Source organism: Suipraeoptans intestinalis (genome assembly GCF_009696485.1).
Taxonomy (GTDB): Bacteria; Bacillota; Clostridia; order Lachnospirales; family Lachnospiraceae; genus Suipraeoptans; species Suipraeoptans intestinalis.
Genome location: NZ_VULY01000018.1, coordinates 1,010,036 through 1,032,446, shown reverse-complemented (window position 1 = coordinate 1,032,446; position 22,411 = coordinate 1,010,036). Strand labels below are relative to the sequence as shown.

General features: G+C 51.2%; 17 protein-coding genes and 1 riboswitch. All 17 genes read left to right on the top strand.

The window, feature by feature from the left end; translation table 11 throughout:
• The first annotated feature begins 3 nt into the window (after positions 1-3).
• The 17 genes from FYJ34_RS05585 (at position 4) to rpoC (ending at position 22,219) form a co-directional block, all read left to right on the top strand.
• Positions 4-1,374, top strand: a complete 1,371-nt coding sequence (locus tag FYJ34_RS05585; RefSeq protein ID WP_154476906.1) for a V-type ATP synthase subunit B — start codon at positions 4-6, stop codon at positions 1,372-1,374.
• 16 nt (positions 1,375-1,390) lie between these two features.
• Positions 1,391-2,050, top strand: a complete 660-nt coding sequence (locus FYJ34_RS05580) for a V-type ATP synthase subunit D (protein WP_154476904.1) — start codon at positions 1,391-1,393, stop codon at positions 2,048-2,050.
• Positions 2,051-2,270: 220 nt separating this feature from the next.
• On the top strand, positions 2,271-2,768 hold the full coding sequence (locus FYJ34_RS05575; RefSeq protein ID WP_154476902.1) for a shikimate kinase: 498 nt from the start codon (positions 2,271-2,273) through the stop codon (positions 2,766-2,768).
• Between the two features lie 102 nt (positions 2,769-2,870).
• Positions 2,871-4,163, top strand: coding sequence for a UDP-N-acetylglucosamine 1-carboxyvinyltransferase (locus FYJ34_RS05570; RefSeq protein WP_154476900.1), 1,293 nt, complete (start codon positions 2,871-2,873; stop codon positions 4,161-4,163).
• 78 nt (positions 4,164-4,241) lie between these two features.
• Positions 4,242-4,340, top strand: a riboswitch (SAM riboswitch).
• A gap of 155 nt (positions 4,341-4,495) precedes the next feature.
• The gene (gene metK / locus FYJ34_RS05565; protein WP_154476898.1) at positions 4,496-5,677 is read left to right on the top strand and encodes a methionine adenosyltransferase; all 1,182 of its coding nucleotides are present in this window, start codon (positions 4,496-4,498) and stop codon (positions 5,675-5,677) included.
• Between the two features lie 76 nt (positions 5,678-5,753).
• Positions 5,754-7,250: a HAMP domain-containing sensor histidine kinase gene (locus FYJ34_RS05560; RefSeq protein WP_154476896.1), complete on the top strand. Its 1,497-nt coding sequence runs from the start codon at positions 5,754-5,756 to the stop codon at positions 7,248-7,250.
• The gene (locus tag FYJ34_RS05555; RefSeq protein ID WP_154476894.1) at positions 7,243-7,932 is read left to right on the top strand and encodes a response regulator transcription factor; all 690 of its coding nucleotides are present in this window, start codon (positions 7,243-7,245) and stop codon (positions 7,930-7,932) included. Before FYJ34_RS05560 ends, FYJ34_RS05555 begins: the two co-directional genes overlap by 8 nt.
• A gap of 15 nt (positions 7,933-7,947) precedes the next feature.
• The gene (locus tag FYJ34_RS05550) at positions 7,948-8,736 is read left to right on the top strand and encodes a TrmH family RNA methyltransferase (protein WP_154476892.1); all 789 of its coding nucleotides are present in this window, start codon (positions 7,948-7,950) and stop codon (positions 8,734-8,736) included.
• Positions 8,737-8,833: 97 nt separating this feature from the next.
• Positions 8,834-9,274 carry an NfeD family protein gene (locus tag FYJ34_RS05545; RefSeq protein WP_154476890.1) on the top strand — a complete coding sequence of 147 codons (441 nt, stop codon included), beginning with the start codon at positions 8,834-8,836 and terminating at the stop codon, positions 9,272-9,274.
• Positions 9,268-10,194: an SPFH domain-containing protein gene (locus FYJ34_RS05540; RefSeq protein ID WP_154476888.1), complete on the top strand. Its 927-nt coding sequence runs from the start codon at positions 9,268-9,270 to the stop codon at positions 10,192-10,194. The genes FYJ34_RS05545 and FYJ34_RS05540 overlap by 7 nt, the downstream gene beginning before the upstream one ends.
• A 2-nt stretch (positions 10,195-10,196) precedes the next feature.
• On the top strand, positions 10,197-11,309 hold the full coding sequence (locus FYJ34_RS05535; protein ID WP_154476886.1) for a patatin-like phospholipase family protein: 1,113 nt from the start codon (positions 10,197-10,199) through the stop codon (positions 11,307-11,309).
• On the top strand, positions 11,306-12,289 hold the full coding sequence (locus FYJ34_RS05530; RefSeq protein WP_154476884.1) for a biotin--[acetyl-CoA-carboxylase] ligase: 984 nt from the start codon (positions 11,306-11,308) through the stop codon (positions 12,287-12,289). Before FYJ34_RS05535 ends, FYJ34_RS05530 begins: the two co-directional genes overlap by 4 nt.
• Complete coding sequence (locus FYJ34_RS05525; RefSeq protein WP_154476882.1) at positions 12,276-12,623, top strand: DUF6145 family protein; 348 nt, start codon at positions 12,276-12,278, stop codon at positions 12,621-12,623. Before FYJ34_RS05530 ends, FYJ34_RS05525 begins: the two co-directional genes overlap by 14 nt.
• A gap of 2 nt (positions 12,624-12,625) precedes the next feature.
• On the top strand, positions 12,626-13,411 hold the full coding sequence (locus FYJ34_RS05520; RefSeq protein ID WP_154476880.1) for a type III pantothenate kinase: 786 nt from the start codon (positions 12,626-12,628) through the stop codon (positions 13,409-13,411).
• Positions 13,412-13,504: 93 nt separating this feature from the next.
• A complete protein-coding gene (gene dusB / locus FYJ34_RS05515) occupies positions 13,505-14,479 on the top strand; it encodes a tRNA dihydrouridine synthase DusB (RefSeq protein WP_235899265.1) in 975 nt (324 codons plus the stop codon).
• Positions 14,480-14,732: 253 nt separating this feature from the next.
• Positions 14,733-18,575, top strand: coding sequence for a DNA-directed RNA polymerase subunit beta (rpoB, locus tag FYJ34_RS05510; RefSeq protein WP_154476878.1), 3,843 nt, complete (start codon positions 14,733-14,735; stop codon positions 18,573-18,575).
• A 14-nt stretch (positions 18,576-18,589) separates the two neighbouring features.
• On the top strand, positions 18,590-22,219 hold the full coding sequence (rpoC, locus tag FYJ34_RS05505; RefSeq protein ID WP_154476876.1) for a DNA-directed RNA polymerase subunit beta': 3,630 nt from the start codon (positions 18,590-18,592) through the stop codon (positions 22,217-22,219).
• Positions 22,220-22,411 lie beyond the last annotated feature (192 nt).

Genomic DNA, 22,411 nt, shown 5'->3' with positions numbered 1-22,411 from the left:
GCTATGCCAAAAGAATATAGAACAATACAGGAAGTTGCCGGACCACTGATGCTGGTAAAAGGGGTGGAACAGGTTGCCTACGACGAGCTGGGAGAGATCGAGCTGGCAGACGGCGAAAGAAGACGGTGCAAGGTACTGGAAGTAAACGGAAACGACGTACTGGTCCAGTTGTTTGAGAGTGCATCGGGAATCAATTTAAGTAACAGCAAGGTGCGCTTTTTGGGAAGGAGCATGGAGCTGGGCGTGTCCGAAGACATGCTGGGACGTGTGTTTGACGGACTGGGACGTCCTATTGACGGAGGCCCTCAGATCCTTCCGGAAGAAAGAAGACAGATCAACGGATTGCCGATGAACCCGGCGGCAAGAAGCTATCCGGAGGAATTTATCCAGACGGGAGTCTCTTCCATCGACGGACTGAATACCCTGGTAAGAGGGCAGAAGCTGCCGATCTTCTCGGCGTCGGGATTGCCTCACGCCAATCTGGCGGCGCAGATCGCAAGACAGGCAAAGGTTCGCGGCACAGATGAAAATTTTGCGGTAGTGTTTGCTGCCATGGGGATCACCTTTGAGGAGTCCAACTTCTTTGTGGAGTCTTTTAAGGAGACGGGGGCCATTGACAGAACGGTATTATTTATCAACCTGGCAAACGACCCGGCCATCGAGCGTATCTCCACGCCGCGAATGGCTTTGACGGCGGCAGAATACCTGGCGTTTGAAAAAGATATGCACGTACTGGTCATCCTGACGGACATCACCAATTACGCAGACGCCCTCCGGGAAGTGTCGGCAGCCAGAAAGGAAGTGCCGGGACGCCGTGGATATCCGGGATATATGTACACAGACCTGGCAACCCTGTATGAGAGAGCCGGACGGCAGAAGGGAAAGAAGGGAAGCATTACCATGATCCCCATCCTGACCATGCCGGAGGATGATAAGACGCATCCCATCCCCGACCTGACAGGCTATATTACAGAAGGACAGGTGATCCTGAGCCGTGAGCTGTATCGAAAAGGGATCCAGCCGCCTATCGACGTACTGCCTTCTCTGTCACGTCTGAAAGACAAGGGAATCGGAGACGGAAAGACCAGAGCGGATCATTCCAATACCATGAACCAGTTGTTTGCAGCCTATGCCAGAGGAAAGGATGCCAAGGAGCTGATGACTATCCTGGGAGAGGCGGCGCTGACAGAGATCGATCTGCTCTATGCAAAATTTGCAGAGGAATTTGAAAAGAAATATGTATCGCAGGGCTATCTGGCAGACCGTTCCATTGAGGAAACGCTTACCATCGGGTGGGAGCTGTTGTCTTTGCTTCCCAGAAGCGAGTTGAAGCGAATTGATGACAAATATCTGGACGAATACTACGGAAAATAGACGGAGGTGGTAGGATATGGCATCCACACAGATTACGCCGACCCGTATGGAGTTGACGAAGACAAAAAGAAAACTGGTCACAGCCGTCAAAGGCCATAAGCTTCTAAAAGACAAAAGAGATGAGCTGATGCGTCAATTTCTGGAACTGGTCAAGGAAAACATGGAACTTCGTCTAAAGGTGGAGGCGGGAATCAAGGCCGCCAACCAGAACTTTGTGATCGCCAAGGCGGGAATGGATGAAGTGACTCTGAGAACGGCATTTATGGCGCCCAAGCAGGAAGTCAATCTGGAAGTGGGAAGTAAGAATGTCATGAGTGTAAATATTCCGGCATTCACCACCAAAACCCGCACAGCAGATGCAAATGACATCTATTCTTATGGGTTTGCATTTACATCGGGAGATCTGGACGACGCAGTAAAATCCCTGGCAGACATCCTGCCGGAGATGCTGCGGCTGGCGGAGATCGAAAAAGCCTGCCAGCTGATGGCGGCAGAGATTGAGAAAACCAGGAGGCGGGTAAACGCGCTGGAGCATGTGATCATTCCGGAGGCCAGAAGGACGATCAAGTATATCACCATGAAGCTGGACGAGAATGAAAGAAGCTCTCAGATCCGCCTGATGAAAGTAAAGGACATGATGCTGGAGGAAGCGCACAAGTATAGCGAGAGAGCCTGATTGGATCAGAAGCGTATCTTTTGAGCGTTTCGGATATTCCGGAAAAGAGAGGGCCGGGCAGCGGCTGACGTTTTCCGAAAGCGGATGCGGCGAAGGGCCGCGGCTTTTGGAAGCGACAGCGGAAAAGCAAGGCGGCAGACAAGAAAATACAGAGAAAATCGGGGCGGAGCATTCGCCCCGATTTTCTCCGGAAAAAGCATCAGACACAAGGAGCAAAAGCATGGACAATGTAATTTTTATCGGAATGCCGTCGTCGGGGAAAAGCACGATCGGCGTGGTGGCTGCAAAACGGCTGGGATATCAGTTTTTAGATGCGGATCTTTTGATCCAGGAACAGGAGGGAAAGCTCCTGAAGGAGATCATTGCAGAGCGGGGGATTGAGGGATTTCTGGAGGTGGAAGACCGGGTCAACGCAGGCATAGAAGCGGAGAAAACGATGATTTCCCCGGGGGGGAGCGTGGTCTACTGCCCCAATGCCATGGAGCATTTCAAAAAAATCGGCCGTGTGGTCTACCTGCAGGCCTCCTATGAAACGATCGCAGCCAGGCTTCAAAATGTAAAAGACAGAGGCGTGGTGTTAAGAGAAGGACAGACACTTCTGGATCTCTACCGGGAGAGGGTCCGGCTGTTTGAACGGTATGCGGACATTACCATCTGTGAAGACGGACGGACGGTGGAAGAGACGCTGGAAGCCGTGATAACTGCACTGAAAAAGTAGAGAAATATTACAGAAAAATTACGAGTCTGTAAAAAAGATTTTACAAACAGGGATTCTGTGGTATAATGACACGGAGATAAATCTTGGCGATTGAGGTGGAGTATGGAGCAATATATTATTAAGGGCGGTCATCCGTTGGTGGGAGAGGTAGAGATCGGAGGAGCAAAAAACGCAGCTCTTGCGATTCTTTCTGCAGCTATCATGACCGACGATACGGTTTTGATAGATAACCTTCCGGATGTAAACGATATCAACGTGATGCTGGATGCCATCGCAGGGATCGGCGCGTCTGTTTCCAGAGTAGACAGGCATACGGTGAGGATCAGCGGGAAGAACATCAGCGACATGTCCATAGAGTATGAATATATCAAGAAGATCCGCGCTTCGTATTATCTGCTGGGAGCCCTTCTTGGAAAATACAAGAGGGCGGAGGTGGCGCTTCCGGGAGGCTGCAACATTGGCAGCCGTCCTATTGACCAGCATCTGAAGGGATTTCGGGCGCTGGGAGCAGAAGTGATCATCCACGGCGGAAAGATCCTGGCGGAGGTAGAGAGGCTTCGGGGGAAACATATTTATTTTGACGTGGTCAGTGTGGGAGCCACCATCAATGTTATGATGGCAGCGGCCATGGCCGAAGGATTGACGATCCTGGAAAATGTCGCAAAGGAGCCCCATGTGGTGGATGTGGCCAACTTCCTGAACAGTATGGGAGCAAACATCAGAGGAGCCGGAACGGACATTATCCGGATCCGTGGCGTGCAAAAGCTTCACGGGACGGAGTATTCCGTGATCCCGGATCAGATCGAGGCAGGAACGTTTATGTTTGCGGCTGCGGCTACCAAGGGAGACGTGACGGTGCTGAACGTAATTCCCAAGCATCTGGAAGCAACGGTGGCCAAGCTGGTGGAAATGGGCTGTGAGGTGGAAGAGTTTGACGATGCGGTGCGTGTGGTGGCGAAGGGCCGGCTGAACAGCACACATGTAAAGACACTGCCGTACCCGGGATTTCCAACGGATATGCAGCCTCAGATTGGCGTGACGCTGGCGCTTTCCCAGGGAACCAGCACTATCGTGGAGAGTATTTTTGAAAACCGGTTTAAGTATCTGGATGAGCTGGCGAGAATGGGAGCCAGCGTGAAGATAGAGGGCAATTCCGCTACCATTGAAGGCGTGGAAAGCTTTTCGGGAGCAAGGGTCAGCGCTCCGGATCTCCGGGCAGGTGCGGCGCTTTGCATTGCAGGTCTGGCAACGGACGGAATCACTATCATCGATGATATCGTATATATCCAACGAGGCTATGAGCGGTTTGAGGAAAAGCTAAGAGGGATCGGCGGGATCATTGAGCGGGTGGATTCGGAAAAAGCGATCCAGAAGTTTTGCCTGAGAATCGGTTAGAAAAATGACAGAATCGTTTTGTGTATTTGACAAACGAAAGAAAAAATAGTATAGTTCCAGTGGAATTTAATAAAATTTCTCTTATTCAGAGCAGTGGAGGTACAAAGGACCTGTGAAGCTGCGGCAACCCCCGGAAGGGAAGGTGCCAACCTGAGCGAGTCATTCGAACAATAAGAGGATTGATTTATGTATGTAAAGCAGTCCTTTGTCGGGCTGCTTTTTTAGCGGCAACGATGCGGGATCTGCGCTTGGCGGAAAGCCTGGTGACTGTGCAGATCTGCACAATGTCAGATGAAACAGAAATAAAACAGGAAAAGACGGGAGGAAATCAAATGGAAAGACATTTATTTACATCAGAATCTGTAACGGAGGGACATCCGGATAAGATGTGCGATCAAATCTCAGACGCCATTTTGGATGCGCTGGTAGAGCAGGATCCCATGAGCCGTGTGGCATGCGAAACCTGTACCACGACAGGGCTGGTAATGGTGATGGGAGAAATTACCACCAATGCCTATGTGGATATGCAGAAGCTGGTGCGGGACACCGTGCGGGAGATCGGATATACAAGAGGAAAATACGGGTTTGATGCAGATACCTGCGGCGTGATCCTGGCTATCGATGAACAGTCCTCGGACATTGCCATGGGAGTGGATAAAGCGTTGGAGGCAAAGCAGCAGAAGCCGGAGGATGCAGATTCCATCGGGGCAGGAGACCAGGGGATGATGTTCGGGTATGCGACAGACGAAACAGAGGAGCTGATGCCCTACCCCATTTCTCTGGCACACCGGCTGGCACAAAGACTGACGCAGGTGAGAAAGGACGGCACGCTGCCCTATCTGAGACCGGACGGAAAGACACAGGTAACAGTGGAGTATGATGAAGAAGGAGTGCCGAAACGACTGGATGCGGTGGTGCTTTCCACACAGCATGATCCGGAGGTGTCTCAGGAGCAGATCCATCAGGACATCACCACCCACGTATTTAACCGGATTCTCCCGAAAGAAATGGTGGATGAACAGACCAAGTTCTTTATCAACCCCACAGGACGGTTTGTGATCGGAGGTCCTCACGGAGACAGCGGACTGACCGGCAGAAAGATCATCGTGGATACCTACGGCGGCATGGCAAGACACGGAGGCGGGGCGTTTTCCGGAAAGGACTGTACAAAGGTGGACCGTTCCGCAGCCTACGCAGCCAGATATGTGGCAAAAAACATTGTGGCGGCAGGGATGGCAAAGAAATGCGAGATCCAGTTGTCCTACGCCATCGGGGTGGCACATCCCACCTCCATCATGGTGGATACCTTTGGAACGGGGCGCCTGTCGGACGAAGCCTTGGTGGAGATCATCCGGGAACAGTTTGATCTTCGGCCGGAGGGGATCATCCGGATGCTGGATCTGCGCAGGCCGATCTACAAAAAAACGGCGGCTTACGGGCATTTTGGAAGGACAGACGTGGAATTCCCCTGGGAAAAGACAGATAAGGCAGAGGTTCTGAAAGGATATTTATAAAAATTTTAGAAAAGTTTATGGGTGCTTTGTCATGAAGCACCTATTTTCATGCTATACTTTCCACGGAGGGATTGCCATGAAATTAAAAACACGCCTGATCATTGCGTTTCTGACGGTGATACTGATTCCTGTCATACTGACGTCGGTTATCGTATTCGTGCTGGGAACGCATCAGATACATTCCATTGAGAAGAATTATGAATTGAAAGGGACGACGGTAAAAAGTCTGTCCAACTCCGTTGAAACCATGTCCGCCCTGACGGAAAAACCATTTCAGGAATTGAGTCAGGTGGCGGAAGAAGAGCCGGCCAGACTGGAGGAAGTTTCCTATCTGGAGCAGTGGAACCGGCGGCTGCAGAAGAAGAAAAGCTTCCTGCTGACAACCAGGGAAGGAGAGATCACTTATGTGGGCTCCGGGAAAAAGCAGGTAGACGCCATTCTTTCCCAGCTACCCGAGTACGGGGAAGCGTCGGAAGCGTCCCAGAACGGGATCTATCTGGGGGGCAAAGAGCAGGTACTGTTAAAGCAGATCGACGTAACCTATGCAGATGGTCAAAAGGGCAGCCTGTTTCTGGTGACGGATATGAAGGATATGATCCCGGAGATCGAAACATTTTTGGTGCGGATGGTATACGGAGTGATGATCGTTCTGATCCTGACCGCCGCCGTTTTAATCTACTGGATCTACAGAGGGGTGATGCGGCCGCTGGCCAAAATGCAGGTGGCGGCAAAAAATATTACCGAAGGGAATCTGGATTTTGAACTGAAGCAGGAATCCAAGGATGAGCTGGGCAGCCTGTGTCGGGATCTGGAAGCCATGCGGAAACGGCTGAAGGATACCACGGAAGAGCGGTTGAAATTTGACCAGGAAAACAAGGAACTGATCAGCAATATCTCCCATGATCTGAAAACGCCGGTCACCACCATCAAAGGCTATGCGGAAGGGATCCTGGACGGAGTGGCGGACACTCCGGAAAAAGTGGACAAATATGTAAAGACCATTTACAACAAAGCCAATGAGATGGATCTTTTGATCAATGAGCTGACCTTTTACACCAAGATCGATACCAACCGCATCCCCTATAATTTCAGCACCATTTCCGTCAACGGATATTTCAATGACTGTGCGGAGGATCTGGCGATGGAGCTGGAGCCTGCCGGAATAGAATTTGGCTATTTCAATTATGTGGAGGAAGATGTGAAGGTCATTGCCGACACAGAACAGATCAAACGAGTGGTGCACAATATCGTGAACAATTCCATCAAATACATGGATAAGAAAAAGGGAAAAATCAATCTGCGGATCAAGGACGTGGGAGATTTTGTCCAGATAGAGCTGGAGGATAACGGAAAAGGGATTGCGGCGAAGGATCTGCCCAATATTTTCGATCGGTTTTTTCGGAGCGATACCTCCAGAAATTCTTCCAAGGGAGGCAGCGGGATCGGGCTGTCTATTGTAAAAAAGATCATTGAAGAACATGGCGGAAAGATATGGGCGACCAGCAGGGAAAATACAGGGACGACCATGTATTTCGTGCTTAGAAAATATCAGGAGGTGCCGATACATGAATAGAATACTGATCGTAGAAGACGAAGAGGCGATTGCGGATCTGGAGAAAGATTATCTGGAGCTTGCGGGATTTCAGGTGGAAGTATGCAACGACGGAAGAACGGGACAGGATCGGGCACTGAAGGAAGAGTTTGATCTGTATATCCTGGATCTGATGCTTCCGGAGGTGGATGGATTTGAGATCTGCAGGCAGATCCGTCAGATCAAGAACACCCCGATCCTGATGGTGTCTGCAAAAAAAGAAGATATTGATAAAATCAGAGGACTGGGTCTGGGAGCCGACGATTATATCACAAAGCCCTTCAGTCCCAGCGAACTGGTGGCCAGGGTAAAGGCGCATCTGGCCAGGTACGACCGGTTGACCGGAAGCGTGGCGGAACGCAACAAGGTGATCGAGATCCGGGGACTTCGGATCGACACGACTGCCAGAAGAGTCTGGGTCAATGGGGAGGAACGGGCCTTTACCACCAAGGAGTATGATTTGCTGACGTTTTTGGCCAGCCATCCCAATCATGTGTACACCAAGGATGAACTGTTCCGGGAGATCTGGGATATGGAATCGGTGGGAGATATCGCCACCGTTACGGTACACATCAAAAAGATCCGGGAAAAAGTGGAGATGGATACCTCCAATCCCCAGTATATTGAAACGATCTGGGGCGTGGGATATCGGTTTAAAGTGTAAGGAGACGGAAAATCTATGATCACCAGTACATCCAATGGGAAGGTAAAGCGACTGATACAGCTAAAGAAAAAGAAAAAATGCCGGGAGGAGGAAGGGGTATTTCTGGCAGAAGGAAGCCGTATGGCGAAAGAAACGCCGGCCGGGCTTTTAAGAGAAATCTATGTATCGGAAAGCTTTCTCAAAAAGCAGAAAGAATTGGCGAAAGATTTGGAAAACAGATGCAAGGCCGGGATAGAGATACTTGCCGACCGTGTATTTGAATATGTTTCGGACACACAGACGCCTCAGGGAGTTCTGTGTGTGGTGCAAAAACCCTGCCATGCATTGGCGGAGATCGTAAGAGGAGAGTGTCCGCAGCTGTTACTGCTGGAGGGGATCCAGGATCCGGGGAACCTGGGGACGATCCTTCGGACGGCGGAGGGAGCCGGAGTCAGCGGCGTGCTTCTGGATGAAGCCTGTGCGGATCTGTTTGCACCCAAGACGATCCGGTCCACCATGGGATCGGTATTCCGTCTTCCGTTTGTGCGGGTGGCGGATTTGAAAGAGGCGATCCATTGCGTAAAGGCGAGCGGGATCCGGCTATATGCGGCGCACCTGGAAGGCAGCCTGCCGTATTATCAACAGGATTTCACGAAGCCCTGCGGATTTTTGCTGGGAAATGAGGGGAACGGACTGAAGGAAGAAACCGCTGCGCTGGCGGATGCTCGGATCAAAATCCCCATGCAGGGACAGGTGGAATCCCTGAATGTAGGGATCGCGGCAGCGGTTCTTAGTTTTGAGGCAAGCCGTCAGCGGAGCCTGTAAGCTGCTTTTCATCCCTGTCTGTGACCTTGCAAAGGGAGAGGGGATGTAGTAAGATAAAAGCAGGAAACGGCAGATAAAAAGGAAGGGGGGGAGCAGGATGCAGACAATGTATTGGCTGATCGCTTTTATTGTGTTGCTGGTGATCGAGCTCTGTACGCTGGGACTGACCACCATATGGTTTGCGGCAGGCGCGCTTCTTGCATTTGTTGCGGGACTCTTAGGACAGGGGACGGTCGTTCAGTTTGCGGTGTTCATCGTGTCATCTTTGATCCTTTTAGTTTTGACGCGACCCTGGGCCATGAAGCACTTTAACACAGAAAGAAAAAAAACGAACCTGGAGCTGATCAAAGGGGAGCACGGTCTGGTGATAGAGGAGATAGACGGCCTGACAGGTGTAGGACGCGTGCGGGTAAAGGGCCAGGAGTGGGCTGCGAGACCGGCAGGAGAAAACAGGGTGATCCCGGAAGGGCGGGAAGTCGTTGTGGTAGAGATACAGGGCGTTAAGGTTTTGGTAGAAGAGGAGGAAACAACATGTTAGGAAATTTTTTGTTTTTGGTGCTATTGATTTTGGTGTGCTTGATCCTGGTTTCCTGCGTGCGGGTGGTGAGGCAGGCGCAGGCGCTGGTGATTGAAAGACTGGGAGCTTACCAGGGAACCTGGAATACCGGGATCCACTTCAAGATCCCTGTGCTGGACAGGGTGGCAAGAAGGGTGGATCTGAAGGAGCAGGTGGTGGATTTTGCGCCCCAGCCGGTGATCACCAAGGATAATGTAACCATGCGGATAGATACGGTGGTATTTTACCAGATCACGGATCCCAAGCTGTTTTGCTACGGAGTGGCAAGCCCTATTATGGCGATCGAAAATCTTACGGCAACTACCCTTAGAAATATTATCGGAGATCTGGAACTGGATCAGACATTAACGTCCCGCGAGACCATCAACACCAAAATGCGGGCCTCTCTGGATGAGGCGACGGATCCATGGGGGATCAAGGTAAACCGTGTGGAATTAAAGAATATCATTCCGCCGGCAGCGATCCAGGATGCGATGGAAAAGCAGATGAAGGCGGAAAGAGAGCGGAGAGAAGCGATCCTTCGTGCGGAGGGAGAAAAGAAATCCACCATTCTGGTGGCAGAAGGAAAGAAGGAGTCCGCGATCCTGGATGCAGAGGCAGAGAAGCAGGCGGCGATCCTTCGTGCGGAAGCAGAGAAACAGGCAATGATCCGCCGGGCAGAAGGTGAAGCGGAGGCCATTATGAAGGTGCAGCAGGCGAATGCAGACGGAATCCGATTCCTGAAAGAAGCAGGAGCGGATAAGGCGGTCCTGACTATGAAGAGCCTGGAAGCATTTGAGAGGGCAGCGGACGGACAGGCTACCAAGATCATTATCCCATCAGAGATCCAGGGGCTTGCAGGGCTTGTAAAATCGTTGACGGAAGTAGGAGAGAAAGAGTAGAGATGAAACCTGTGATAGACATGGAGAAGGAATACGGTCTGGTATTTGACGGGGGCGGAGCCAGAGGAGCTTACCAGGCAGGAGCCTGGAAAGCTCTGGCGGAGGCCGGCCTGAAGATCAATGCGGTAGCAGGAACATCCGTGGGCGCCTTAAACGGCGCCCTTGTTTGTATGGGAGACGTGGAACTGGCAGAAAGCATCTGGAAGGAAATCTCCTTTTCCAAGGTCATGGATGTGGACGATGCCTGGATGGAAAGCCTGTTCCAAAAGGGGCAACCGTTTAAGGAAGTGGTGAATGCAGGACTGCGTGTGATACGGGAGGGAGGAGTGGATATTACCCCCTTAAGAAATCTGATCCGGAGTGTGGTGGAGGAAGACCGCATTCGAAATTGCGGAAAAGAATTTTGCCTGCAGACGTTTTGCCTTTCGGACATGGAGGAACTGGATCTGTCTCTTTCAGAGATTCCGGAAGGACTTCTCTGTGACTTTCTGCTGGCCAGTGCCTACCTGATCGGATTTAAAAATGAGCCGCTGCATGGCAGCCGGTATGTGGATGGAGGCGCAGTGAACAATGTTCCTGTCAATGCTCTTTTGAAAAGAGGCTACAAGGATATTATCGAAGTGAGGATTTACGGACCGGGAAGAATCCCGAAAGTCCATTTTCCGGAAGACGGAACGTTTTACCGGGTAGCGCCCCGGGTTCGTTTGGGAAGTATCCTGGAGTTTTCTGCCAAGAGGAGTGCCCAGAACCTGAAGATCGGCTATTATGACGCCAAACGGATGCTGTACGGACTGGAAGGGCACATCTATTATCTAGAGCAGTGCTGGGACGATGAATTTTACAGGGAAGTGATGAGCGGATTTCGCGACATAGAAAAGGCGGAGATCCTTCTGGAACTGAAGCTTCCACCCAGAAGTACGGACAAAGAGCTGTTTCTTGGAATGCTGGAGGCGGCAGCGAAGCTTCTGCGGGTACAGAAGTACCACGTCTATACGGTGAAGGAACTGCTGGAAAAGGTGGAGCAGAAGCGGAGCAAGGAAGACAGAAGACTGCCCAGATTTATGGAATACCTGGAAAGGGCGGGACAAATCATAAAAACACAGGAGGGACTATGAAGGCGGCTATCGTAAAGGTCCTAAGAGAACGGAAGGGATATGTCTCGGGACAGGAATTGTGTGAAACGTTCCAGGTATCAAGGACGGCTGTCTGGAAGGTCGTGGAACAGTTGAAACAGCAAGGATATATCATCGAGGCGGTGCGTAATAAAGGCTACCGTTTACTGGGAGAGCCGGAAGAGTTTTCCAAAGTAGGGATCGAAAGCAGGCGGAAAACGAAGTGGGCCGGAAAGAAGATCCTTTTTCTGGAATCCACAGATTCCACCAATATACAGGCTGCCCTGGCAGGAAGCAGAGGAGAAGAGGAAGGGGTCTTAGTGGTGGCAAAGGAGCAGGTGGCAGGCAGAGGCCGGCGGGGGCGGCAGTGGGAGTCGCCTCAGGAGGGCGGGATCTATATGTCTTTGCTTCTAAGGCCGACCGTACCGCCGGACCATGCTTCCGGGATCACGCTCCTTATGGCGCTTTGTGTGGCAGAAAGCCTGCAGGAACTGACGACGGAGCCGGTGAAAATCAAGTGGCCCAATGACATTGTAATGAATGGAAAGAAAGTTTGCGGGATCCTGACGGAAATGACGGCACAGGTGGATTATATCCATCACGTAGTGGTAGGGGTAGGGATGAATCTGAACCAGACACAATTTGCGGGAGAGCTGTCTGAAAAGGCAACCTCTTTCTGGCTGGAAACAGGGATCAGGGCAGACAGAAGCCGGCTGATCGCCGCCCTGCTGGAAAAATTTGAGCAAAGCTATGAGGTCTTTTGCAAAGAGGGAGGCAGCCTGTCACGGTTTCGAACAGAATATGAGAAGCGACTGGTCAACACAGGAAGACCGGTCAGGGTACAGGATGGCAAGGAATCCTTTGACGGCATAGCACTGGGGATTTCTCCAAAAGGGGATCTGCTGGTCCGGCTGGAAGATCAGAGCATACGGAGCGTGTTTGCAGGAGAAGTTTCGGTAAGGGGGATATATGGATACATATAGAGAAGACGGATACAAAAAAGTGGTGCTCTGCGGAGCCAATTCTTACGAAGAAAAATATTATTTCAATCCCGACTTTGCGCAGCTTCCCACCCACGTACAGGAAGAGCTGCAGATTCTTTGTGTGCTTTATGTGGCAGATGTGGGAGGGATTCTGACATTGGTGTTTGATGAGGAAGGAACGCTGCAGTTTGAGGTGATGAGCCAACCGGACGACTTTTCATTTGACGAGATCGGGAGTCAGCTGAAGATCAAGGAGATACAAAGGAACCAGCAGGATCTTTTGGAATCCTTACAGATGTTTTACCGGGTATTTGTTCAGAAAGAGGAGGAATAGACATGCTGCTGGTAATTGATGCCGGAAATACAAATATTACGCTGGGAGTGTTCCGGGGGGAAAAACTGTACGGGACTTTTCGGTTGACCACAAAGATCAAGAGGACTTCGGATGAGTACGGGATCACGCTGAAGGAGATGGTGGAGCGGCAGGGGCTGCCCAGCGATGAGATCGATTCGGTGATCATTGCGTCGGTGGTTCCGGATATCATGCATTCTCTGGGGAGCGCCATCATTAAATATTTTCATGTAACTCCGCTGGTGGTGTCGGCGGGGATCAAGACAGGCATCCGCATCGTCACAGAAAATCCCAGACAGGTGGGAGCGGATCGGATCGTGGACGCGGTAGCGGCCTACACGCTTCACGGCGGTCCGGTGATCGTAATTGACTACGGGACAGCCACCACCTATGATCTGGTAGGACCGGACGGTACGTTTGAATCGGCGGTGATCGCACCGGGGATCCGCACCTCTGCACAGGCGATGTGGGGGCAGGCGGCGCTTCTTCCGGCTATAGAGATCAAAAAGCCGGAGTCCATCCTGGCGAAGGAGACGATCTCCAGTATGCAGGCGGGACTGGTCTACGGCCAGATCGGACAGACAGAATACATTGTCAGCCGGATCAAGAAAGAATCGGGCTACCAGCAGGCAAAGGTCGTTGCCAGTGGCGGACTGGGACGAATCATTGCGGCGGAGACAGACTGTATTGACATCTATGACGCAGAGCTGACACTGAAGGGTCTCAGGATCCTGTATGAAAAAAACAAGGGACTCAGAAAAAACCGTTAAAGGGCAGGGGCAAGGAAAAAAACCGGAAAGAGCGGGGATATGTATGGCTCCGGGGGAAACGGACAAAGATCAGGACAAAACAAGAAAAAAGAGATGAAGAAGGATAAAACGATGCTGCAGATTGGAACGGTTACATTAAAACATCCCTATATATTGGCGCCGATGGCGGGAGTGACGGATCTGCCCTTCCGCCTTTTGTGTGCGGAGCAGGGAGCGGGTCTTTTGTGTATGGAAATGATCAGCGCCAAAGCGCTGAAATACAAAAATGCCAATACCAGGCTGCTGCTTTCCATTCATGAAAAGGAACGGCCGGTATCCTTGCAGCTGTTTGGCTCGGAACCGGATACCATCAGTATGGTGGCAAAGGAGATCGAGGAGCTGCCCTTTCAGATCCTGGACATCAATATGGGATGCCCGGTGCCAAAGATCGTAAAAAACGGAGAGGGATCCGCTCTGATGAAGCAGCCTAAACTGGTGTATCAGATCGTGTCTCAGACAGTTCGGGCGTTGAAAAAGCCGGTAACGGTAAAAATCCGAAAAGGATTTGATGAGGACTGCATCAATGCACCGGAGATTGCCAGGGTAATAGAAGAGGCAGGAGGAGCGGCGGTCGCCGTCCACGGAAGGACCAGAGAACAGTATTATTCCGGAAAGGCGGACTGGGATATTATCCGAAAGGTGAAGGAGGCGGTATCCATACCGGTCATTGGGAACGGAGACGTAACGTCCGCAGAAAAAGCGGTGCAGATGCAAAAAGAAACGGGCTGCGATGGAGTGATGATCGGGCGTGCGGCCCAGGGGAATCCCTGGATCTTTCGGGAATTAAAAGCATACAGCGAGACGGGGAGAATCCCGGACAGACCTACAAAATGTCAGATCCGGGATATGATGCTGCGGCATATGGAGCTTTTAATGGAACAGAAGGGAGAGTATTTGGCAGTGCGGGAAATGCGAAAGCATGTGGCGTGGTATACCAAAGGACTGGAGGGCTCCTCCAAGCTTCGGGATGAGATCAACCATACGGAAAGCAGGGAAGCACTGGAAGAACTGCTGTATAAAAGACTGTAGGGAAAAGCCTGTGATGCCAAGAGAAAGGGAAAGAAAAGAGGGGAGGATCCGGGAAAAAGCAGAGAGAAAAAAGATGGAGAAAGAGCCTTGACAGAAGAAAATAATTTGTGTTATCCTTAAAAATGCACTATTGTGGCAAGTTATGCCATAATTTTGCGTGATTTATAAAAACTCAAGATATTTTAAGGGTTTTTGCTTTACGTTAAAGCCACCTGTCGGCCACGAAAAAATAGATGAGGAGTGAAACGTTCATATGGAGAAAAACAGAATTTATCCCATTAAAAGCGGAAAAAGTTCACGCATGAGTTATTCCAGACAAAAGGAAGTGCTTCAGATGCCCAATCTGATAGAAGTCCAGAAGGATTCTTATCAGTGGTTTCTGGATGAAGGACTGAAAGAAGTCTTTGAAGACATTTCCCCGATTGCTGATTACAGCGGTCATTTGAGTCTGGAATTTGTTGATTTTACCTTGTGTGAGAACGATGTGAAGTACACCATCGAGGAATGCAAGGAAAGAGATGCGACTTATGCGGCGCCTCTTAAGGTCAGAGTCAGGCTTCACAACAGGGAAGCGGAAGAGATCAACGAGCATGAGATCTTTATGGGAGACCTGCCGCTTATGACAGACACGGGAACCTTCGTGATCAACGGAGCAGAGCGTGTTATCGTAAGCCAGCTGGTGCGTTCTCCGGGGATCTATTATGCGGTTGCACATGATAAGGTCGGGAAGAAGCTGTATTCCTCAACAGTGATTCCCAGCAGAGGAGCGTGGCTGGAGTACGAGACGGATTCCAATGACGTTTTCTATGTGCGTGTAGACAGAACGAGAAAAGTACCCATCACCGTATTGATTCGTGCATTAAACGTAGGGACAAACCCGGAAATCATAGAACTGTTCGGCGAGGAGCCGAAGATTTTGGCGAGCTTTGAAAAGGATGCGGCTACCAATTACCAGGAAGGGCTTCTGGAGCTTTATAAGAAGATCCGGCCGGGAGAGCCTCTGGCGGTGGACAGTGCAGAAAGCCTGATCAACAGTATGTTTTTTGACCCTCGCCGCTATGATCTGGCAAAGGTGGGAAGATATAAGTTCAATAAGAAGCTGGCGTTGAAGAACCGTATTACGGGCCGGGTCCTGGCAGAGGATGTGGCAAGCCGTGTGACAGGCAAAGTGATCGCACAGGCAGGAGATAAGGTGACGCTGGAACTGGCAGATCAGATTCAGAACGAGGCAGTTCCCTATGTGTGGATCAAAAATGAAGAAGAGGAGAGAAACATTAAGGTTCTTTCCAATATGATGGTGGATCTGTCTGCCGTTGTCGATGTGGATCCGGCGGAGCTGGGCGTGACAGAGCTGGTATACTATCCGGTGCTGGAGGGTATTCTGCAGGAAACGGCAGGAGACATAGAAGAGCTGAAGGCGGCTATCAGAAGAGACATTCACGACCTGATACCAAAGCATATCACAAGGGAAGATATCTTTGCTTCCATTAACTATAACATGCATCTGGAGTACGATCTTGGTACCGACGATGATATCGACCACCTGGGCAACAGAAGGATCCGTTCAGTAGGAGAGCTTTTGCAGAACCAGTACAGGATTGGTCTGTCCAGACTGGAGAGGGTAGTCAGAGAAAGAATGACGACGCAGGATCTGGAGGGGATCTCTCCCCAGTCTCTGATCAATATCAAGCCGGTGACGGCAGCGGTGAAGGAATTCTTCGGATCTTCCCAGCTGTCCCAGTTTATGGATCAGAACAACCCGCTGGGCGAGCTGACCCACAAGAGGCGTCTGTCCGCCTTGGGACCGGGAGGACTTTCCAGGGACCGGGCAGGATTCGAGGTGCGTGACGTACACTATTCCCATTATGGAAGAATGTGTCCGATCGAGACGCCGGAAGGTCCCAATATCGGTTTGATCAACTCCCTGGCAACTTACGCAAGGATCAATCAATATGGCTTTATTGAGGCGCCTTATCGTAAGATCAACCGGGAGGATCCGGAAAATCCGGTGGTAACGGAAGAAGTTGTCTACATGACAGCAGACGAAGAAGACAAGTACCATGTGGCACAGGCCAATGAGCCGCTGGATGCGGAGGGACACTTCCTTCATAAGAACGTTTCCGGACGTTATCGTGACGAAACGCAGGAGTATGAGAAAAAGCGGTTTGAATACATGGACGTATCACCCAAGATGGTATTCTCCGTGGCGACAGCGCTGATTCCTTTCCTGGAAAACGACGATGCCAACCGTGCGCTGATGGGATCCAACATGCAGCGTCAGAGCGTGCCGCTTCTGGTGACGGAAGCACCGGTAGTGGGAACGGGAATGGAAGAAAAAGCGGCCGTTGACTCAGGGGTATGTGTGATCGCAGAGAAGGCGGGCGTGGTGGAAAGATCCACTTCTTCAGAGATTACCATTCGTGAAGAAGACGGCAATTTGAGAAAATACAAGCTGACCAAGTTCTTGCGAAGCAACCAGAGCAACTGCTACAACCAGAGACCGATCGTGCTGAAAGGGGATCAGGTAGAGGCAGGAGAAGTGATCGCAGACGGACCGTCTACTTCCAACGGAGAGATGGCGCTGGGGAAAAATCCGCTGATCGGATTTATGACCTGGGAAGGTTACAACTACGAAGATGCAGTCCTGCTCAGTGAGAGACTGGTGCAGGAGGATGTATATACTTCTGTGCATATCGAAGAGTATGAAGCAGAAGCCAGGGATACCAAGCTGGGATCCGAGGAGATCACCAGAGATATTCCGGGAGTGGGAGACGACGCCCTCAAGAACCTGGACGAGAGAGGAATCATCCGCATCGGTGCCGAAGTGCGTGCGGGAGACATTCTGGTAGGAAAGGTAACGCCGAAGGGAGAAACGGAGCTGACGGCAGAGGAAAGACTGCTGCGGGCCATCTTTGGAGAAAAAGCAAGAGAAGTCCGGGACACTTCTTTGAAAGTGCCACATGGAGAATACGGAATCGTGGTGGACGCCAAGATCTTTACGCGGGAAAACGGAGATGAGCTGTCTCCGGGAGTCAATCAGGCGGTGCGCATTTACATCGCCCAGAAGAGAAAGCTTTCTGTGGGAGACAAGATGGCGGGACGTCACGGAAACAAGGGTGTAGTTTCCCGGGTGCTGCCGGTGGAAGACATGCCGTTTTTGCCAAACGGGCGCCCGCTGGATATCGTGCTGAATCCGTTGGGAGTGCCGTCTCGTATGAACATCGGACAGGTGCTGGAGATCCATCTGTCACTGGCTGCCAAGGCGCTGGGATTCAATATCGCAACGCCGGTATTTGACGGAGCCAACGAAAATGATATTATGGACACGCTGGATTTGGCAAACGATTATGTCAACCTGACCTGGGAGGAGTTTGAAGCAAAGCATAAAGACGAACTGCTGCCGGAGGTACTGCAGTATCTGTCGGACAATAGAGAACACAGAAAGCTCTGGAAGGGCGTACCCATTTCCAGAGACGGAAAGGTTCGCTTAAGAGACGGACGTACCGGGGAATACTTTGACAGTCCGGTTACCATTGGACACATGCACTACCTGAAGCTCCACCACCTGGTAGACGACAAGATCCATGCCCGTTCTACCGGCCCGTACTCTCTGGTTACACAGCAGCCGCTGGGAGGAAAAGCCCAGTTTGGCGGACAGCGTTTCGGAGAGATGGAAGTATGGGCGCTGGAGGCTTATGGCGCTTCTTACACCTTGCAGGAGATCCTGACCGTGAAGTCTGACGACGTGATCGGACGTGTAAAGACATACGAAGCGATCATCAAGGGAGAAAACATTCCGGAGCCGGGTATCCCCGAATCCTTCAAGGTACTGCTAAAGGAACTGCAGTCGCTGGGACTGGATGTCAGAGTTCTGCGCGAGGACAACACGGAGGTGGAGATCGTGGAGACGGTAGAGATCGAAGAGTCAGACCTGCGTTCCGTGATCGAAGGAGACTGGAAGCAGACCCGAGAGGAAAACTTCGGAGCACAGGGATTTACCGAGCAGGAATTCCAGAATGAAGAGTTGGTAGACATCGAATCAGAAGAACTGTTCCAGGAGGATGCAGACTTTGACGACGTGTCAGATATAGAGTAGGAAGGGGTGCCAGTATGCCAGAAACTAACAGAGAACAATCCTATCAGCCGATGACGTTTGATGCGATCAAAATCGGATTGGCATCGCCGGATAAGATTTTGGAATGGTCCAGAGGTGAAGTGACAAAGCCTGAGACCATCAACTACAGAACGCTGAAGCCGGAGCGGGACGGACTGTTCTGCGAGCGGATCTTCGGACCCAGCAAGGACTGGGAATGCCACTGCGGCCGCTACAAAAAAATCCGCTATAAAGGCGTGGTTTGTGACCGCTGTGGAGTAGAGGTGACGAAAGCAAGTGTAAGACGTGAAAGAATGGGACACATTGCCCTGGCAGCCCCGGTGTCACATATCTGGTATTTTAAGGGAATCCCCAGCCGTATGGGACTGATCCTGGATCTGTCTCCCAGAACACTGGAAAAGGTTCTGTATTTTGCTTCCCATATCGTACTGGAAAAAGGAGAGACAGACCTTCAGTACAAGCAGGTACTTTCTGAGCAGGAGTATCAGGAGGCCAGAGAAAAATGGGGAAGCGGTTTCCGTGCAGGGATGGGAGCCGAGGCGGTACAGGAGCTTTTGGCGGCCATTGACCTGGATAAGGAATATCACGAACTTCAGGAAGGCTTAAAGGGCGCTACCGGGCAAAAGCGCGCAAGGATCGTAAAGCGCCTGGAAGTAGTGGAAGCGTTCCGAGAGTCCGGAAACAAGCCGGAGTGGATGATCATGACGGCAGTACCGGTGATTCCGCCGGATCTGAGACCGATGGTACAGTTGGACGGAGGTCGGTTTGCCACGTCCGATCTGAACGACCTGTACAGAAGGATCATCAACCGTAACAACCGATTGAGAAGACTTCTGGAGCTGGGAGCACCGGATATTATTGTCCGCAATGAAAAGAGAATGCTGCAGGAAGCGGTAGACGCTCTGATCGACAACGGAAGAAGAGGCCGTCCGGTGACGGGGCCGGGAAACCGGGCGCTGAAATCCCTGTCAGATATGCTGAAAGGAAAATCAGGAAGATTCCGTCAGAACCTTCTTGGAAAGCGTGTGGACTACTCCGGACGTTCCGTTATCGTAGTAGGCCCCGAGCTGAAGATCTACCAGTGCGGTCTGCCCAAGGAAATGGCGATCGAACTGTTTAAACCATTTGTAATGAAAGAACTGGTACAAAACGGTACCGCGCACAATATCAAAAATGCAAAGAAGATGGTAGAGAGGCTGCAGCCGGAAGTCTGGGATGTGCTGGAAGATGTGATCAAGGAGCATCCGGTTATGCTGAACCGTGCCCCTACCCTGCACCGTCTGGGAATTCAGGCGTTTGAACCCATCCTGGTAGAAGGAAAGGCCATCAAGCTGCATCCGCTGGTATGTACCGCTTATAATGCGGACTTTGACGGAGACCAGATGGCAGTCCATCTGCCGCTGTCGGTGGAGGCGCAGGCAGAGTGCCGCTTCCTTTTGTTGTCTCCCAACAACCTGCTGAAACCTTCCGACGGAGGTCCGGTGGCAGTACCGTCTCAGGACATGGTTCTGGGCATCTATTACCTGACGCAGGAAAGACCGGGCGTAAAGGGAGAGGGAAAAACCTTTAAAAATGTGAACGAGGCGATCCTGGCTTACGAAAATGAAGCCATTACCCTTCATTCGATCATTAAGGTACGGGTATCCAAAAAGATGCCGGACGGCACCGTGAAATCCGGTGTGATCGAGTCTACGCTGGGAAGATTCCTGTTTAACGAGATCATTCCGCAGGATCTGGGCTTTGTAGATCGTGAGGTGGAAGGCAATGAGCTGCTGCTGGAGGTGGATTTCCACGTAGGAAAGAAGCAGCTGAAGCAGATTCTGGAGAAGGTTATCAATACCCACGGATCCACAGCGACGGCAGAGGTGCTGGACGCAGTGAAATCCATCGGATACAAATATTCTACCAGGGCGGCCATGACCGTTTCCATTTCAGATATGACGGTACCGCCACAGAAGCCGGAGATGATCGGAAAGGCAGAAGAGATGGTGGATCAGATCACCAAAAACTTCCGCCGTGGTCTGATCACAGAGGAAGAGCGTTACAAAGAAGTGGTAGAGACCTGGAAAGCCACTGACGACGCTCTGACAGAAGCGCTTCTGACAGGACTGGATAAATACAACAACATCTTTATGATGGCGGACTCCGGAGCCCGTGGTTCCGACAAGCAGATCAAACAGCTGGCGGGTATGCGTGGACTGATGGCAGACACGACGGGACGGACCATCGAGCTTCCTATCAAGTCCAACTTCCGTGAAGGACTGGACGTACTGGAATACTTCATGTCTGCCCACGGAGCAAGAAAAGGTCTGTCGGATACGGCGCTTCGTACAGCGGACTCGGGATATCTGACCAGACGTCTGGTAGACGTATCCCAGGAATTGATCATTCACGAGATCGACTGCCGGGAAGAAGGAAAAGAGATTCCGGGTATGTATGTAAAGGCATTCATGGATGGAAATGAAGAGATTGAAAGCCTGCAGGAGAGAATCACCGGACGTTATCTGTGCGAAGATATCAAAGATGCAGAAGGAAACGTTCTGGTAAAGGCAAACCATATGGTGACGCCGAAACGCGCAGAGCTGATCATGAAGAAGGGTGTAGACGAAAAGGGCGAGACCTTGAAGAAGATCAAGATCCGTACCATCCTGACCTGTCGTTCCCACAGCGGCGTGTGTGCAAAATGCTACGGAGCTAATATGGCGACGGGAGAGCCGGTGCAGGTGGGAGAAGCTGTTGGTATTATTGCGGCACAGTCTATCGGAGAGCCGGGAACTCAGCTGACCATGAGAACCTTCCATACAGGAGGTGTGGCAGGAGACGATATTACCCAGGGTCTTCCTCGTGTGGAGGAGCTGTTTGAGGCGAGAAAGCCCAAGGGACTTGCTATTATTACGGAGTTTGCAGGAACGGCGACCATCAACGACACCAAGAAAAAACGGGAGATCATCGTAACCAACAACGAGACGGGCGAATCCAAGGCTTACCTGATTCCCTACGGTTCCAGGATCAAGATCCAGGACGGAGCGGAGCTGGAGGCAGGAGACGAGCTGACGGAAGGAAGCGTAAATCCGCATGATATCCTCAAGATCAAAGGACTTCGTGCCGTACAGGATTATATGATCCAGGAAGTACAGCGCGTATACCGTCTGCAAGGTGTAGAGATCAACGACAAGCATATTGAAGTGATCGTGCGTCAGATGCTGAAGAAGGTTCGCGTGGAAGAGGCGGGAGACACCGAATTCCTGCCGGGCATCAACGTAGATCGGCTGGAATTCGAAGATGTCAATGCCGAAATGGAAAAAGACGGCAAAGAGCCGGCGACAGGCGAACAGATCATGCTTGGTATTACCAAGGCATCTCTGGCAACCAATTCCTTCCTGTCGGCAGCATCCTTCCAGGAAACCACCAAGGTGCTTACGGAAGCGGCCATCAAGGGAAAAGTAGACCCGTTGATCGGTCTGAAGGAGAATGTCATCATCGGAAAGCATATCCCGGCAGGAACGGGTATGCGGAAATACCGGGATGTAAAACTGACCTCCGAAGGAGCCCAGGAGAGAAGCGACTGGGACGACATTCTGGAAGAAGTGGATGCACAGACGGAAGAAATGCTGATAGAAGAATAGAGCAGATAAGAAATCGTAAAAAAGCGGAGCAGAGTCGAACCGACTCTGCTCCGCTTTGCGTGTGGATATGAATTAAGAAACGTTTTCAAAACATTTCTTTCGTCAGATTTCTTCGGGTTCTGGTTGACAAACGGGAAAGATTCCACTACAATATCTTCGTAAATGATAATCAGTATCAAGTTATTGAGAATA